This window comes from Streptomyces prunicolor, from assembly GCF_045162825.1.
In the GTDB taxonomy this organism is placed as follows: Bacteria; Actinomycetota; Actinomycetes; order Streptomycetales; family Streptomycetaceae; genus Streptomyces; species Streptomyces prunicolor.
The window spans coordinates 1,490,213-1,505,846 of the sequence record NZ_CP108676.1; the positions used below are offsets into that span (position 1 = coordinate 1,490,213).

Annotated in this window: 17 protein-coding genes; 8 read left to right on the forward strand and 9 right to left on the reverse strand. The window is 70.7% G+C overall.

All coding sequences use genetic code 11. From position 1 onward, the window contains the following. Nucleotides 1–495: 495 nt before the first annotated feature. Nucleotides 496–1,716: a metallophosphoesterase gene (locus OG588_RS06685; protein WP_405946479.1), complete on the forward strand. Its 1,221-nt coding sequence runs from the start codon at nt 496–498 to the stop codon at nt 1,714–1,716. A 181-nt stretch (nt 1,717–1,897) separates the two neighbouring features. After that, nucleotides 1,898–2,425 carry a hypothetical protein gene (locus OG588_RS06690; RefSeq protein WP_405946480.1) on the forward strand — a complete coding sequence of 176 codons (528 nt, stop codon included), beginning with the start codon at nt 1,898–1,900 and terminating at the stop codon, nt 2,423–2,425. Nucleotides 2,426–2,480: 55 nt separating this feature from the next. Here OG588_RS06690 and OG588_RS06695 read toward each other — a convergent pair whose 3' ends face one another. Next, on the reverse strand, nt 2,481–3,167 hold the full coding sequence (locus OG588_RS06695; RefSeq protein WP_405946481.1) for a DUF2848 domain-containing protein: 687 nt from the start codon (nt 3,165–3,167) through the stop codon (nt 2,481–2,483). Nucleotides 3,168–3,327: 160 nt separating this feature from the next. Here OG588_RS06695 and OG588_RS06700 point away from each other — a divergent pair, with 160 nt between their 5' ends. From OG588_RS06700 to OG588_RS06710, 3 genes are read left to right on the forward strand one after another with little or no spacing between them, the layout of a single operon-like run. Continuing rightward, the gene (locus OG588_RS06700) at nt 3,328–4,719 is read left to right on the forward strand and encodes an MFS transporter (RefSeq protein WP_405946482.1); all 1,392 of its coding nucleotides are present in this window, start codon (nt 3,328–3,330) and stop codon (nt 4,717–4,719) included. A gap of 48 nt (nt 4,720–4,767) precedes the next feature. Next, on the forward strand, nt 4,768–5,559 hold the full coding sequence (locus tag OG588_RS06705; protein ID WP_405946483.1) for a carbon-nitrogen hydrolase family protein: 792 nt from the start codon (nt 4,768–4,770) through the stop codon (nt 5,557–5,559). After that, nucleotides 5,556–5,885, forward strand: coding sequence for a cupin domain-containing protein (locus OG588_RS06710; protein ID WP_405946484.1), 330 nt, complete (start codon nt 5,556–5,558; stop codon nt 5,883–5,885). The genes OG588_RS06705 and OG588_RS06710 overlap by 4 nt, the downstream gene beginning before the upstream one ends. A gap of 16 nt (nt 5,886–5,901) precedes the next feature. On the opposite strand, the gene OG588_RS06715 is transcribed toward OG588_RS06710, so the two are convergent. Beyond that, nucleotides 5,902–6,528 (reverse strand): GntR family transcriptional regulator, encoded by a 627-nt coding sequence (locus tag OG588_RS06715; RefSeq protein WP_366094213.1) that lies wholly within the window; start codon nt 6,526–6,528, stop codon nt 5,902–5,904. A gap of 247 nt (nt 6,529–6,775) precedes the next feature. Here OG588_RS06715 and OG588_RS06720 point away from each other — a divergent pair, with 247 nt between their 5' ends. Beyond that, complete coding sequence (locus OG588_RS06720) at nt 6,776–7,270, forward strand: peptidylprolyl isomerase (RefSeq protein WP_405946485.1); 495 nt, start codon at nt 6,776–6,778, stop codon at nt 7,268–7,270. An 87-nt stretch (nt 7,271–7,357) separates the two neighbouring features. Here OG588_RS06720 and OG588_RS06725 read toward each other — a convergent pair whose 3' ends face one another. The 5 genes from OG588_RS06725 to OG588_RS06745 all read right to left on the reverse strand — a co-directional run bounded on the left by OG588_RS06725 (nt 7,358) and on the right by OG588_RS06745 (nt 12,366). Continuing rightward, nucleotides 7,358–8,407 (reverse strand): alpha/beta fold hydrolase, encoded by a 1,050-nt coding sequence (locus OG588_RS06725; protein WP_405946486.1) that lies wholly within the window; start codon nt 8,405–8,407, stop codon nt 7,358–7,360. A 58-nt stretch (nt 8,408–8,465) separates the two neighbouring features. Then, nucleotides 8,466–9,323 carry an alpha/beta fold hydrolase gene (locus OG588_RS06730; protein ID WP_405946487.1) on the reverse strand — a complete coding sequence of 286 codons (858 nt, stop codon included), beginning with the start codon at nt 9,321–9,323 and terminating at the stop codon, nt 8,466–8,468. Between the two features lie 41 nt (nt 9,324–9,364). Then, a complete protein-coding gene (locus OG588_RS06735) occupies nt 9,365–10,543 on the reverse strand; it encodes a DUF5624 domain-containing protein (RefSeq protein WP_405946488.1) in 1,179 nt (392 codons plus the stop codon). Nucleotides 10,544–10,585: 42 nt separating this feature from the next. Continuing rightward, nucleotides 10,586–11,692 carry a hypothetical protein gene (locus OG588_RS06740; RefSeq protein ID WP_405946489.1) on the reverse strand — a complete coding sequence of 369 codons (1,107 nt, stop codon included), beginning with the start codon at nt 11,690–11,692 and terminating at the stop codon, nt 10,586–10,588. A gap of 65 nt (nt 11,693–11,757) precedes the next feature. Further along, a complete protein-coding gene (locus tag OG588_RS06745; RefSeq protein WP_405946490.1) occupies nt 11,758–12,366 on the reverse strand; it encodes a TetR/AcrR family transcriptional regulator in 609 nt (202 codons plus the stop codon). 260 nt (nt 12,367–12,626) lie between these two features. On the opposite strand from OG588_RS06745, the gene OG588_RS06750 reads away from it, so the two are divergent. Continuing rightward, nucleotides 12,627–12,986, forward strand: coding sequence for a DUF779 domain-containing protein (locus tag OG588_RS06750; protein WP_405856789.1), 360 nt, complete (start codon nt 12,627–12,629; stop codon nt 12,984–12,986). A 162-nt stretch (nt 12,987–13,148) separates the two neighbouring features. Then, nucleotides 13,149–14,300 (forward strand): phosphodiester glycosidase family protein, encoded by a 1,152-nt coding sequence (locus OG588_RS06755; RefSeq protein WP_405946491.1) that lies wholly within the window; start codon nt 13,149–13,151, stop codon nt 14,298–14,300. A gap of 2 nt (nt 14,301–14,302) precedes the next feature. On the opposite strand, the gene OG588_RS06760 is transcribed toward OG588_RS06755, so the two are convergent. Together OG588_RS06760 and OG588_RS06765 are read right to left on the reverse strand one after the other, a co-directional pair. Continuing rightward, on the reverse strand, nt 14,303–14,497 hold the full coding sequence (locus OG588_RS06760) for a hypothetical protein (protein ID WP_026150825.1): 195 nt from the start codon (nt 14,495–14,497) through the stop codon (nt 14,303–14,305). A 140-nt stretch (nt 14,498–14,637) separates the two neighbouring features. After that, nucleotides 14,638–15,501, reverse strand: a complete 864-nt coding sequence (locus tag OG588_RS06765; RefSeq protein ID WP_405946492.1) for a phosphatidylinositol-specific phospholipase C/glycerophosphodiester phosphodiesterase family protein — start codon at nt 15,499–15,501, stop codon at nt 14,638–14,640. Nucleotides 15,502–15,634 lie beyond the last annotated feature (133 nt).

Genomic DNA, 15,634 nt, shown 5'->3' on the forward strand with positions numbered 1-15,634 from the left:
TGGCCCTCAGGTGCCCAGGGCCACACCGCACCCGCTACTGCAACAAGAAAGGCCGTCATACATGTGCGGCCTGCGCACCCAGGCCCTGATATTCGGCATCCGCGAGGATCTCCATGAACGGACCGTCAGCCAGGAGATCTCACCTCCGACCTGACGGCGACGGTACGGCTCAGGCTCCGCCGTCTGCTGGAGCAGGCCCCCGGCACCGCCGTGGAACTCCGGCGCCTCGTCGACGAGTTCGCCCCGCCGCCCCGTCCGGCACGGTGCACAACAGCATCACCGGTGGCACGCAACACGGTCCGGTGATCCAGGGTCACACTTTCACCAACCTCACATTCCACACCCGCGACGGACTGCAGCCCTGACCCACTCCGCTCGCCGTCCCGCGGAGAACCCTTCGCTCCGCGGGGCCGCACCCGTGAACGCCCGTCCGGACAGCCCGAGGGCGACCGGATACAGTGCGCGAGACCCGCAGCCTGGTGAGAGAGGGGAAGCGTGACCGACGCCAGCGACACCCGGCCCGCCGACGGTGAAGTGCAGACTCCGCGGCGAAGCCCACTGCACCGCCTGATGCGCTACCTCCCCCTGATCGCCCCCGTCCTGCTGTGGGCCGTGCCCTGCGGGGTACTCCTGTACACCGGCCAGCACTGGCCGCTGCCCGTCGCACTGGCCGGCACCGCCCTGTTCGTCCTCGGCCTCGTCGCCATGCCGCTCGCGATGGGACGCGGCCACGGCCGTCGCCAGCAGGACTGGGCGGCGATCATCGGTGACACGCTGCTGGGCGCCAGTTGGGTGCTGTTCACCTGGTCCGTCCTGCTCGGCGTCCTGCTGCGGCTCGCCCTGACCCTGGCCGGCGTCGGCGACGGCCAGGACCGGGCCCGCATCGTCACCTGGACGATCCTCGCCACCACCGCCGTACTGCTCGCCTGGGGCTACGCCGAAGCCCGCCGCGTGCCGCGCGTGCGCCGCCTCGACGTACAACTCCCGCGGCTGGGCGCCGGGTTGGACGGCACTCGCGTCGCCCTCATCACCGACACCCACTACGGCCCGCTCGACCGCGCCCGCTGGTCGGCGCGGGTGTGCGACACGGTGAACACCCTGGAAGCCGACCTGGTCTGCCACACCGGCGACATCGCGGACGGCACGGCCGAACGCCGCCGCGCCCAGGCCGTCCCCCTCGGTACCGTGCGGGCCACCCAGGCCCGGGTCTACGTCACCGGCAATCACGAGTACTACAGCGAGGCCCAGGGCTGGGTCGACCTGATGGACGAGTTGGGCTGGGAACCGCTGCGCAACCGCCATGTGCTGATAGAACGCGGCGGCGACACCCTCGTGGTCGCCGGCGTGGACGATGTCACCGCGGAGTCCTCCGGCCTGCCGGGCCACCGCGCCCACCTCGCCGGAGCCCTGAACGGCGCCGACCCGGACCTGCCTGTCCTGCTCCTGGCGCACCAGCCCAAGTTCGTCGACCGGGCGGCAGCCGCCGGCATCGACCTCCAGCTCTCCGGCCACACCCACGGCGGCCAGATCTGGCCCTTCCACCACCTGGTCCGGCTCGACCAGCCCGCCCTCGCCGGCCTCAGCAGGCACGGCACCCGCACGCTCCTCTACACCAGCCGCGGAACCGGCTTCTGGGGCCCACCGTTCCGTGTCTTCGCCCCCAGCGAGATCACCCTGCTCGTGCTCCGCTCCCCCGGCCCGCCCGCCTCGCCGTAGCACTGGGCGCCGGCGGATCAAGAACCGCCTGGTGTCGTGCTCCCCGAGCAAACCGGGCTTCTTCCAGGCCAAGTCCGTCAAGCGGGCCGTTTGCTCGATGTGCGTACGAGGGACGCCTACCCGACGGCCGAAATCGAAGGATCACCTGTGCCCCGGCCTTGATGTGACGGAAGATCCCCGTATGACTCAACATCAGAACGACCCGGCGCCGACGACCGGCGCGGCCGACTCCTACCTGGCGGGACTCCGCGAACGGCTCGCCGCGGACGGGTCGGTGGTGACCGGGACCACCTGGCGCGACCGCCCGGTGACGATAGGCAGCAGATCGGACCGGAAGGCCCGGTGGTTCGGCACCAAGGCGGAACTGTTCGTCCTGGCCGCCACGGTGCCCGAGGTCGACCAGGCCCTGCTGACCGAGTTCACCGGATGGGCCCTGGAGTACGCGAAGAACCTGCGGGGCGGGCTGGCCGGCGCCCGCAACGCCGCGCTGATCCTGCCCGCCCTGGTCACCGGCAACGCCCAGCCGGCCGCGCGGACGTGGGCCGCCAAGGACGCCCGGGTCCTTGGAACGTCCCTGATAGGGCGGCCCGTCACGGTGGAGACGACGGGATCGGGAGTCACCCGCGTCACGATGTACCGGGGCAGGAGCATGTACGGCGGGATGTTCACGGGGCACGTCCTGGAGAAAGCGGCGCTGTACTTCCCCTAGCAACTCCCTCGCCCCGTCAGCGACCCCCAACTCCCTCACCCTCACCCTCGCCTCGTCAGCCGATGGGCTCCGGCATCGGCCGGACGTCGTAGGCGAGGCCGATGACGTCCCCGCCCGCCGGGTCGGCCAGCTCGACGCGCCAGCTGTCGGCGAACTGGTCGACGCCGGGGGCCATGGGGATGGTGCCGGAGATCAGGACGGTCCCGGGGATCAGGTCGCCTCGGGAGCGCAGGACGTCGACCCAGTAGCCCGGGGTGAGGAGTTCGGCCAGCGTGCCGGTCTGGATCTCGGTCTCCGCGCCGGAGTGACCGACCCACGCACGCAAGGTGATCTCGTCGATACGGGACTCCACATCGGCCAGCCGCCAGGCGCGGCGGGCGAGAACGTCGGGGCCGGCGTTCTTGCTCCACGCCACCCCGTGCACCTCCAGCTCGCGGTCGGTGTGATCGCAGGCGGCGGTCAGCAGCAGCTCCCCGCCCTCCGCGACGACCAGCGCCCACTCCGCCTCGCCGGAAGTGCGGCCGTGCTGGACCGCGACGCGCTCGGTCTGCTGGGCGAGGTACGGGGACACGGGGTAGAGCGCGGGCGTCACGGACGGGCCCGGCACACCCAGCTCGGCGAGTTCCGCGACATGCGCGGCGACATCGTCCTGGCTGCGCCCGGCGTACCCGGCGTTGAGGACCTGGACGACGTCGACCTCGCGCGTCGATCCATCGGGCAGTTCGAAGGTCAGCACGGACATGAGGGCACTCCCAGGGATCGGGGAACAGGGAACGGGCACCGGTGAGGGGCCCGCGGAACCTGATTTCTCCACGGTTAACTTCCGGCGCAGGGCTTGCGCATACGACCTGTATACAAGAAGTATGCCGGAAGGTCGATGTCCCCGAGCAAGGATGGGCCCCATGCACGACACCCCGAAGAGCGACGCCGTCGCCCCGCGGAGCGACACCGACGCCGCGCTAAGCGACACCGCGGCGAAGCGCTCCGGCGTCCGCCGCGCCTTCGTCGCCAGCCTCACCGGCACGGCCCTGGAGTGGTACGACTTCGCCGTCTACTCCGCCGCCGCGGCCCTCGTCTTCGGCGATCTCTTCTTCCCCTCCGAGGACCCCCTCACCGGCACACTCCTGGCGTTCTCCACCTACGCGGTCGGCTACCTCTCCCGCCCCCTCGGCGGCTTCGTCTTCGGCCGCCTCGGCGATGTGATCGGCCGCAAGAAGGTACTGATCGCCACCCTCGTCCTGATCGGCGTGGCCACTTTCCTGATCGGCCTGCTGCCCGCCTACGGCACGATCGGCGTGGCCGCGCCCATCGCCCTGGTCGTGCTGCGCTTCGCCCAGGGCGTCGGCGTGGGCGGCGAGTGGGGCGGCGCCGTCCTGCTGTCCAGCGAGTTCGGCGACTCCCGCCGCCGGGGCTTCTACGCCTCCGCCGCCCAGGTCGGCCCGCCCGCCGGCAACCTGCTCGCCAACGGTGTGCTGGCCGCCCTCGGCGCCCTGCTGACCGAGGCGCAGTTCGAGTCATGGGGCTGGCGGGTCGCGTTCCTGCTGTCCGGTGTACTGGTCGGCTTCGGGCTGTGGATCCGGGCCAAGCTGGAGGAGACCCCGGTCTTCAAGGCGATGGAGGCCGAACAGTCCCGCCCCCAGACCCCGATCCGCGAGGTCTTCACCACCCAGCCCCGCGCCCTCACCGCCGCGATCCTGTGCCGGGTCGGCCCCGACGTCCTCTACGCGATGTTCACCGTCTTCGTGCTGACGTACGCCACCCAGGAACTCGACATGTCCCGCGGCTCCGCCCTCGCCGCCGTCCTCATCGGCTCCTCGGTCCAGGTCTTCCTGATGCCCCTGGCCGGCGCCCTCTCCGACCGCGTCAACAGGCGCCTGCTGTACGGCGTTTCAGCGATCGCCGCCGCGGTGTGGCCGTTCGTGTTCTTCCCGATGGCCGCAGGCGGCTCCTGGCTGCCGCTCGCCGCCGGAGTCCTCGTCGCCCTGGTGATCCACTGCTGCCTCTACGGCCCCCAGGCCGCCTTCATCGCCGAGCAGTTCTCGCCCCGCCTGCGCTACACCGGCTCCTCGCTGGCCTACACCCTGGCCGGGCTCATCGGCGGCGCCATCGCCCCGCTCCTCTTCACCACCCTGCTGAGCGCCTACGACAGCTGGGTACCGCTGGCCCTGTACATCGCCCTCGCCTCCACGATCTCCCTGGTGGGCGTCATGCTGGGCCGCAACCCCGAGGCCGCCGTGGACGAGGACGCACAACTCGCCGCACCGAAGACCCCGGTCACGGCAGACCTCCACTGACAACGCCCGCACCACACCACCCCGCCCCGGACAAGGAGTCACCGCGCCATGCGGATCGCCCTCAGCCAGCTCACCACCGGCCCCGACCCCGACAAGAACCTGCGCCTCGTCGAGGAGTGGACGCGCCGCGCGGCGGACGCCGGAGCCCGCGTCGTCGTCTTCCCGGAGGCGTCGATGGCCTGCTTCGGCACACCGCTGACCCCGCTCGCCCAGCCCCTCGACGGATCCTGGGCCGACGGCGTCCGCGAGATCGCCCGCTCGACCGGCACGGTCGTCGTCGCCGGCATGTTCACCCCGGCCGACGAGGGCCGGGTGACCAACACCCTGCTGGCCACCGGCCCCGGCGTCGAGGAGTCGTACGACAAGATCCATCTCTACGACGCCTTCGGCTTCCGCGAGTCCGAGAGCGTGGCCCCGGGTTCGCGCCCCGCCGTGATCGACGTGGACGGGGTCCGGCTGGGCCTGGCCACCTGCTACGACGTCCGCTTCCCCGAGCTGTTCCGGGCGCATGCCGACGCCGGGGCGGTGGGAACCCTGTTGGCGGCCTCCTGGGGTGCCGGGCCCGGCAAGCTCGACCAGTGGGAGCTGCTGGTGCGGGCCCGTGCGCTGGACGCCACCGTGTGGGTCGCCGCCGTCGGCCAGGCCGACCCCGGCACCCCTCCGGGCCCCGCGCCGACCGGCATCGGGCACAGCCTGGTGGTCGGCCCGGACGGGACCGTACGGGCCTCCCTCGGCGCCGAGCCGGAGCTGCTGGTGACGGACCTGGACGTCGAGGAGGTCGGCGCGGTCCGCGAGAAGACGTCCGTACTGGCGAACCGGCGACCGGAGGTGTGGCGATGAGCGGACCCGAGCTGGAGTTCCACCGCCCCGACGGGCCCTGGGTCGGCGCCGGACCCGGCGTCGAGGAGTGCGTGCTGGCCGAGGACCCCGAGAGCGGCAGACGCACCGCGCTCGTCCGGTGGGCGCCGGGCACGGACTCCTCGGCCGCGGGCGTGGCCCTCCACGACCTATGGGAGGAGGTCTATCTCGTCGAGGGAGCGATGCACGACCTGACGCTGGACCGCACCTTCACGGCGGGCATGTACGCCTGCCGTCCGCCGGGCATGCCGCACGGGCCGTGGACCTCGGCGGACGGCGTGACGATGCTCGTGATCACGTATCCCTGACTCCCGCGGAGTGGCCTCAGCCGTCGAGGAGCACCTTGAGGGTCGACTGCAGGTGGTGGTCGATGGCCGCGCACGCCGCCCGCGCGTCACCGGCGGCGAGGGCGTCCACGATGGCCTCGTGCTCGTCGAGCACGGCCTTCTGCCGGCCCTGCTGGTTGAAGACGGCGACCACTCCGGCGCGGACCTGGCGGCTGCGCAGACCGTCGTAGTGCCGGTCCAGAAGGGTGTTTCCCACGGCCGACACCAGGGACGCGTGGAACTGGTGGTCCACGGCGATGAACTCGTGGGCCTCCTCGGCGCCGGTGAGCGCGCGCTGCTGTTCCAGCAGGGAGCGCAGCTCCTCCAGGGGCACCCGCTCGGCCGCGACGAGCCGCTCGGCGGCGTACCGCTCGACCAGGCCGCGCAGCTCCATCAGCTCCCGGACCTCGCGCCCCGTCAGGGGGGCGACCCGGGCGCCGCGCTTGGGCACGAGCTCGACCAGGTCCTCCGCGGCGAGCATCAGCAGCGCCTCGCGGATGGGGGTGCGGGAGACACCGATACGATCGGCGAGCTCCTGCTCCGACAGGAACGCCCCCTGCATCTCGGGGTCCGTCAGTACGGTGTCCTTGAGATATGCGTAGGCCTTCTCCCGACCGGACGCCACGGCAACCCCCAGACATCGCATACAATTTGTATACAGACGCTATCACGCGCGTTCCGGCCCGACAGAGCCGGAAGGCGGCTCCCGGCACCCCGCCGCCGGAAGCCGGCGCCGACGCAAGAGCTCTGCTCTGTGGATAGAGTTCGACGGACTGGACTCCGATCAGAGCCCTTTGACGTAACGGCCTGGCGTACGGCACACGGCCACGCCGGGCAGAGGGTGCAACACACCGAAAGTGACAGAATTGACCATGAGCAACGTCTACTTCGACATCACCATCGACGGTGCCCCCGCAGGCCGCATCGTCTTCAACCTCTTCGACGAGGTCGTCCCGAAGACCGCCCGCAACTTCCGCGAGCTGGCCACCGGGCAGAACGGTTTCGGCTACGCCGGTTCCGGCTTCCACCGCGTCATCCCGCAGTTCATGCTGCAGGGCGGTGACTTCACCAACCACAACGGCACCGGTGGCAAGAGCATCTACGGCGAGAAGTTCGCGGACGAGAACTTCACCCTGAAGCACGACCGCCCGTACCTGCTGTCGATGGCGAACGCCGGCCGCAACACCAACGGCTCGCAGTTCTTCGTCACCACCGTCGTCACCTCGTGGCTCGACGGCAAGCACGTCGTCTTCGGCGAGGCCGTCGAGGGCACGGAGATCATCGACAAGATCGAGTCCCTGGGCTCGCAGTCGGGCTCCACCAAGGCGAAGATCGAGATCGCCGCGTCCGGCGTCGTCGAGAGCTGAACCCGACCCGTTTCCGGTCGTGACGGCGGGCCCCAGGGATGTCACATCCCCGGGGCCCGCGGTATGTCCGGGTCCCGGCGCACGCCCTCAGCCGCGCAGGGTCCGGCGCAGGAAGTCCGTGATCAGGTCCATCGTGCGGCGGGTCGACCAGGGCAGCCCGACCTCCTCGTCGTCGAGGACGGCCATGTCGCCGTGACCGGCGCCGAGGAGGACGACGCGGGTCGAGTCGGCGCCGTGCGCGCGCAGGGCCTCGTGCAGGATCAGCGTCTGGCTGGGCGAGACGATCGGGTCGGCGGTGCCGTGCAGGAGCAGGAAGGCGGGCAGCGCCTGCGCGGAGTCGAGGTGGCTGATCGGGTTCGCCTCGGCGGCGGCCTGCGGGGCGTCGGCCAACGTCGCGCCACTGGTACGGCCGTTGACGAACATGGCGGCGATGTTGTCCGCCCCCTCGAACGATGCCTGGGTCACCGGGTCGAAGTCGGCCGCGATCGTGGTCAGATCCGAGGCGCCGAAGTTGTCGACCACGGCCTGGACGGCGGCGTCGGGGTCCGTCGTCGCGGGATCGAGCAGTGACCGGCCGCCGAGTGCCCCGGTCATCGCGACCAGGTAGCCCCCGGCCGACTCGCCCCACAGCGCGACGCGCCGCGTGTCGATGCCGTACTCGTCGGCGTGGGCGCGGAGGTGGCGCAGCGCGTTCTGCACGTCGGCGACGGCCTCGCGGAAGGTGGTGCCCTGGGGGATGGTGCGGTACTCGATGCTGGCGACCGCGAATCCCGCCTCCGCCACATAGGCCCTGGTCTCCGGGGCCAATTCCTTCCTGGAGATCATGAAACCGCCGCCGGGGACGTAGAGCACGAGCGGCGCGGGTTCGTCCGTGTCGGGGACCAGCAGATCCATCCGCAGCGGGACCGGGTTGCCGTCGGCGTCCTGCGGAGTCGCGTACACGATGTCGTGCCGCTCGGAGAGCTTTCGCGCGCCAAGGGTGATCTGGGGCTCGCCCGTGGGGTCTACGACGATGCTGGTGCTGGTGTCGCTCGCCGCCACCGACGTGGCGTAGGCGAGGACGTCCCGGGGCTGCGGCGGGGCCGGTGATGCGGGGTCGGCGGCGAACTCGGCGCGCGGGGTGGTGGGTTCGGGCATGGTGTCACGTCCTTGAGGGGGGCCGGGAAGGTCTGGAGTGGGGATCCGTGGGGCGCCGTCAGCTGGCCAGGAAGGAGTGCAGGAGGCTGTTGACCAGCTCCGGGCGGGTGGCGAAGGCGAAGTGGTCCGCGCCGGGCAGCTCGGCCAGCCGGGCGCGGGCGATGGTGGTGCGCAGGTACAGGGAGACTCCACTGGGCACCTCCTGCCCGATGGTGCTCGTCATCAGGAGGGTGGGCGCCTCGATGTCCGGGAGCAGGGCCCGGTCGTCGTCCAGGGAGATGTCCTCGAAGAAACCGAGCAGGGTCCGTACGCCCGCGTCGCGGCTCATCTCCCGGAACCAGGCGCCGAGTTCGGCCGCACGGGCGGCGTCCACGTCGGCGAAGACGACCTCGGGGTCGAGCACGGCGTCGGTGATGCCCTCAATGCCGCCCTCGGCCGCCGCGTCGGTGAAGTGGGCGATGCCCTTCTCGTCGAAGCCGTAGGGCCAGTCGGCGGAGCGGCGGAACTTGGGCGAGCCGTTGATGACCGCCAACTTGCCCACGAGGTGCGGGTGTTCGGCGGCGAAGCGCAGCGCGACGTGTCCCGCGGAGGCGAAGCCGACGAGCAACGGGGCCGCGAGTCCCAGGTGTTGGATCAGCGCCGCGAGGTCGGCGACGTACAGGGCGGTGACACCTGTTACGTGGGGCGGGAGCTTGCTGGAGGCGCCGTAGCCGCGCAGGTCGAGGAAGACGTTGCGGGCCCGGGTGTCGAAGAACTCCCGCTGCGCCGCCCAGGATCGGGAGTCGAGCGGCAGGCCGTGCACCCAGACGATCACCGGTGCGGCGGGGTCGGTCAGGCCGGTCTCGTGGTACGCGATACGGCCGTCCGGTACGTCGAGGTGGCGGGCTCGGTCGAGGCTGAGAGGGGTCGCGGGCATGACGGGGTCTCTCCCGGAAGGTGTGCGCGGGTCTGCGCGGTCTACAGGTCGGTGGGATACGTGACGCCGTCCAGGCCGGGGACGACGACCTTGGCAGGGTCGTTGCCGGCCTCGACGAGTTGGCGTACGGCGAAGTCGGTGACGCAGCCGGAGAGCAGCTGGCGTGGGTCCTCCAGGACCATGCGCAGCCGGGTGGTCATGGCCCGCCAGTCGTCGGGGCCGTGGATCACCGGCATCTCGCTGATCTCCGTGACGGCGAGGTCCGCCACGTCGGGAGCCGTCAACTGCCCGGCGGCGTAACGGGGATAGCCGTCGAACATCACCTCCCCCAGTTCCACGGTGGCGCGGGTGTTGAACCAGATCCGGCGCAACGGCTCCTCCAGCGCGGCGACTTCCGTCAGGTCGCCGTCGACGGGGGTCGCGAAGGTCGGGGCGTGCGGCGCCATGTAGACCCGCTCCAAGGGCAGTTGGTACTCGGAGGCGCCCAGGATCATGGTGGCCACGCTGGAGGTGTTCCAGGTGACGCCCGCGGTGGGGCGGCCCTGCCGGCCGGCGATCACGACCATCGCGCGGGCCCAGTCGATCTTCTGGGTGCCGAACCAGCGCAGGATGCGATGGGAAATGTCCAGACCGGTGAGGAAGAACGTCGCGACCATCATCTGGTTGACCGGGACGGGTAGTTGGGCGTCGAGTCCTCCGCCTTCCAGGTAATCCTCGCGCAGGGTACGGGAGTTGAGGTAGGTCTCGTCGGCCAGGGCGGCGCGCAGATAGCGGGCGGTGACCGCGCACGCGTAGTCGACCATGTCGGCGATCGCCTGCTCGCGGCCCCGGTACGCCTCCACGGCGATGGTCTCGCGCCACAGCGCGGCGCTGTTGGCGGCGCGGGAGCGCTCGACCTCGCGCAGCAGCCGCTCGGCCTCGGCGCGCCAGCCGAAGTCGGCGTACCTTTCGCGGAGTTGAACGAGGGTGGCCACGGCGGGGCCGAGATGCGAGACGCCGGCCAGTTCCTTGAAGCCGCGGGTGGAGAGGCGGAAGCCTTCGACGGTGGGCGGCCGACCGTCGCCGGGGTAGAGGGCGAAGTCGGCGCTGGTGGCCACGATCAGCGGGTCGGCGCTGCCGTGCTCGACGGCGGCCCGGGTGAGGTGCGAGCCGATGCTGCCGGGCCCGGCGGTGTAGGTGGTGAACAGGTCGACGAGTTCGGGGCTTTGGTGGGACGGCATCGGCGGATCCTTTCTCCGGCGCGGGTAGAGCAGAGCCCCGGACTACTCGAAGCGATACAGCACAGTCCGGGCCGCGAAACGGACGTCCGCGCTGAGGCTGTTGCTGACGGCGACCAGCAGGCCACCGTCGCGGCCGCGCAGCACGGCGGCGTCGGTGGCGCCCGTGGTCGGGAAGGACTGCACGGAGATGAGGCGCCCGTCCGCGAACCGGTAGAGCTCGGAGTCCAGCGCGGTGACGGGCTCGGCCTGGGTGCCGAGGATGAAGTTGACGCGTACGACGTACAGCCCGTGCTCGGTGTCGAGGACGGCGAACTCGCGCGCCCCGAGCCCGTCGAGCATCTGGTGTTCGACGAAGCGTTCCCCGTCCCACCGCAGCAGCCGGGACGGGCTCGCCAGACAGGCGACCAGGAGGTAGGTCTCACCCCGCGCGTCGGTGAAGTGGGCGAAGGCGCGGCCGTGTTGGGGCGCGAGGTCCTGGACGTGCTCGAACTTCTCGCCGTTCCAGCGCAGCAGCACCGAGGGGCGCACATGGTCGGCGTAGGCGAGGAAGTGCTCGCCGTCGAGGTCGAAGGCGTGCCAGTTGTAGCCCCAGAGCGCGTCGACGTCCTGGAGCGCGGTGAAGCGGGTTCCGTCCCAGGCGTAGATGCGGGAGGGCTGGTTCTCGTCCTCGTGGCCCGGGACGGTCACGCCCTGGGCGAGCGCCAGGAAGTGCCGCTCGCCGATGGCGAAGTGGCGCCACTGCTTGGCCGCGAAGCCCAAGATGCTCTGGAAGGGCGTGAATTGGGTCCCGTCCCACTCGAAGACCGTGGAGTCGGTGGTGTATTCGTAGGGCCCCTTGCCCGAGCGGATGTCGGCCACGGCCAGGAACGCGCGCTCGCCGATCCGGAAGAACTCCGCGTCCTCGCCGCCGGGCGCCGGCAGGGTCTGGAAGGGCTCGTAGGTGTCGGTGCCCTCGGCCCGGCGCAGCAGGAGCAGTTCGGTGTCGCTGTCCCCGCCGTTCATGCCGGCCGGGGTCCCGGGGATGTCGTAGGCGAGTTGGGGGATCGCCAGCAGGTGCATGCCGTCGAGCTCGAAGGGCTCCACGGCCCGCGCCCCGGATGTGGGCAGCGCGCCTACCTCGGTCAGGCGGGGTGTGTGGGTGCCGGACATGTGGTTCCTCAATTCCGTTTCCGTGTACGTCCGTTTCCGTGTACGGCGGCGGGGGCGTGTCCTGACTAGCGAGGCGGGTCGGGCCGCAGCAGGCCGTGCGCCGCCAACCGGGTCAGCGCCTCGACCGCCGCGTCGCCCTCCGCCTCGGTCTCCGGCGGGGCCACGACCTGACAGAAACGCTCGATCATGGAGACGACCGCGAGCGCGGTCAGTCGTGCGTCCGCATCCGGAGCGGCGAGCCGACGTGCCTCCGCCACATGTGCGGTCCAGACAGTGACGTGGCGCGCCCGCATCCCGTCCCAGTGCGCGGCGAACTCCGCGCTGACCAGCGAGGCCTCGTATATGGCGGTCATCTCCGCGCGGTGGTCGCAGTAGATGTCCCAGTAGGCGCGCACGTGCCCGCGGATGTCGTCGATCCCGTCGAGGACATGCCCTTCCCCGGACTGCTCGACCACGCGCTCGCGCAGGGCGGCGGCGAAATCGTCCGCTATCGAGCGCAGCAGGTCGTCCTTGTCGGTGAAGTACCGGTAGAAGATGCCGGCCGACTTGCCCGCCTCGGCGGTGATGTCGCCGATCTTCGTCGACAGGTAACCCTGGCGCGCTATCACCCTCAGGGCGGCGGCCTTGAGCTCGGCCGCGGAGCGCTCGCCCTTGGACGTGGCGGTTGCGGGCATGGGTCCTCCGACGCTCTCGTCAGTAGAAAAATGAATCTGAATTCAGTTTTAGTTGCATCCGCGTACTTGTCAACCCGAGCGGACTCCGAGCTGGGCCGGACAGGAACCCGACGAGGGATCCGACGAGGAACTCGAAGAGGGACCCCGGAGAGGGACGCAACCCTCTCGCAACCTTGCGTGTGATGTGCTGCCCCACCGCTGGTGCGCCGGGTCACCACACCCCGCGCACCACCCGCATCCGGCTCCCTGGGACGGCTGACATGGACGACAACACCCCGCGCGTCGAACTCACCCCCGCCGCAGCCGACCTGCTGCGCCAACTCCACTCCCAGCACGGCCCGTTGATGTTCCACCAGTCCGGCGGCTGCTGCGACGGCAGTGCGCCCATGTGCTTCCCGGAGGGCGAGTTCCGCACCGGTGGTTCGGACGTGCTGCTCGCCGAGCTGGTGGTCGAGGGCGTGCCGGAGCCCGTGACGTTCTGGATCTCGCGCAGCCAGAACGAGGTCTGGAGCCATACCCGGCTGATCGTGGACGTCGTAGCAGGGCGCGGCAGCGGTTTCTCGTTGGAGGCACCCGAGGGGGTGCGTTTTCTCACTCGTTCCCGTGTAGTCGGCGCCTAGCAGCCCCGCCGGTCATCGCCATCTGCTGCACTTCCCCTGAGACTTGAGAGAGTTGACGAGACATCAGGGGATCCTGTGACGCACCGTCAAAAACGTTTAAGAGCAGGCAGATTCGTACTCACACATCTCACGGCACTCGGCGCACTGGCCGGTGCGGCCCTGGTGGGGGCGGCACCGGCCGGCGCCGTGCCGGACACCACTCAGCTCGCGCCGGGCGTCGCCTACCGGCAGTTCGACATCACGGCGGCCAAGGGTGTGACCCACGCCCATGTGGTCGTCGTGGACCTGCGCACCGCCCATGTGCGCGTCAACCTGCTGTACCCGGGTGCGGTGGCGGCCCGGGAGCCCGTCTCCGAACTGGCCGACTCGGCGGGCGCCGTCGCGGGCGTCAACGGCGACTTCTTCAACATCACCGAGACCCAGCACCCGGGCGTCGAGGCCACCGGCTCCACCGACGGACCGGCGATCGCGAGCGGCGTAGCGCTCAAGGCGGCGGTGCCGGACGGCCAGCGCTTCGGGCCCGAACTGCCTCCCGGCACGAACACCCGGAACGTGCTCGGCGTGGGCGTCGACCGCGTGGCCCGGCTGGACGGCCTCACCCTCAAGGGGACGGTCGACACCCCGCAGGGCAGGCTGCCACTCGGCGGGTTCAACCAGTACGCGCTGCCGGAGAACTCCGTCGGTGCGTTCACCACACAGTGGGGCAGCGTCTCCCGGGTGCGTGCCACATGTGGCACGGACACGAACCGGGCCGGCGCTTGTAGTGCCGACACCTATGAGGTGACCGTCCGCGGGGGTCGCGTCGTGTCGGCGTCCAACACGCCCGGCAGGGGTGCCATCGCCGCGGGCACCACCGTTCTCGTCGGCCGTGAGGCGGGTGCGCAGCGACTGCGGAAGCTGGACACCGGCCAGCGGGTCCAGGTGAAGCACCGTCTCGTGGCGTCGAGGTCCGGAGTTCCGTACCGCTTCGCCCTCGGCGGCTACCCCGTCCTGCGCAACGGCCGGCCGCTGGCCGGCCTCGACAACACGACCTCGGCCGTCCGCACCGCCGTGGGGATCGCCGACCACGGCCACCGTCTGCTGCTGTTCGCGACGGACGGCGCGGTCGCCTACCGCAGTGGCCTCACGATCGCCGAAGTCGCCACCCAGATGCGGAAGTTGGGCTCGACCGACGCCTTCAGTCTGGACGGCGGCGGCTCGACGACCCTGGTCGCCCGCGCACCCGGCGCGAGCGCCGTCACGGTACGGAACCATCCCAGCGGCGGCGCCGAGCGTCCCGTACCGAACGGCATCGGGGTCTTCTCAACCCGCTGACCTCATGGATGCAGTCCGCTCACCAGATCCGCGGTGGCCGTCAGGCCGCTGTGGATCGTGGGCGCCATGCTGGTGCTCGCCATGAAGAACCCGAGCAGTGCGCAGACCAGCGCGTGGGAGAGCTTCAGCCCGCCGCTGCGCATGAAGATCACCGCAAGGATCAGGAGCAGCAGCACCACAGAGATGGAAATCGCCATCGTCACCCTCCTCCGCCACGCCGCCACGTCTGGTTCGCGGCGTTCGGCCGCAAGTGTGGCGTAGCGGAGGGTTCGTCCGGGCTACTGACGTGTCCCCCGAACGTGTGGTGTCAGCACGTGTGCCGTCACCACATGTGGTGTCACGCCGTGCGGTGCGCGTCCAGGAACGCTTCCAGTCCTGCCAGGTCGTCGGTGTTGAGGAAGTCCACACCGGCGGCGAAGAGTTCGCCCCAGAGCGCGTCGCGGGCGGGGCCCGCCACGTCCGGGGTGTTCCAGAACCGCACGGTCTGCCCGGCCGCGTGCGCCCGCGCGACGATCGAGCGCAGCTTCTGCCGCTCGGCGTCGGGGAAGGTGCCGGTACCGAGCCAGGTGAAGTTGGCCTGCCAGTCGTCGCTGATGAGCGAGATGAAGGAGGCGGGCGCCGAGCTGCCGAGGTCGGCGAGCCGGCCGTCGTAGAAGGCGCGGCGTGCGGTCTGTGCCTCCATCGGTGTCCGGGCCGCGCGGTCGCCGGAGATGACGTTGGTGACGGCGCCAGGGTGGACGCGTCCGTGGGCGTGGGTCGTGAACAGGTGCTTGTAGCGCAGGAGATGGCGGTCGAGTTCGAGGTACGTCGAGGAGCCCTCGGTCTTGATGTCGATCAGGAGCTGGAGCGGATGGCGCCAACCCCGGTACACCGAGCCGTGGTTGGCCTTCACCAGCGCGGAGAGCGGGTCGAGGTAGAGGGATTCGAGGGTGCGGCTCGGGTCGAGTTCGGAGGCGTCGTGACCGATGAGGAGTTGGTCGCCGACGAGGAAGATGTCGGCCTCGACGCTGCCGAAGCGGTGGTCGAGGGCGTCGAAGAGCGGGCGCGGGTGCTCGTAGTCGTTGTGGGCGTGGGCGCGCCACAACGGCCGCTTGCGGTGTCCTTGTTCGCCGGCGAAGGCGCTGCCCGCGGGCGGGGCGAGGACAGCCGCGAGGGTGGCGCCGAGCCCGGTGAGAGCTCTGCGACGGGTGATGAGGGCCATGGTGTTCCTCCGTGTGGGGCGGGCCAGAACCACAGGGAGTATGAGGCTGCGAGGACTCCAACGAACCTGTACATGCCAGGAGTTGGCCGGACCGCCCTCGCTTGTTCACTCCTTCGGCGGGGGCGCACGGAAA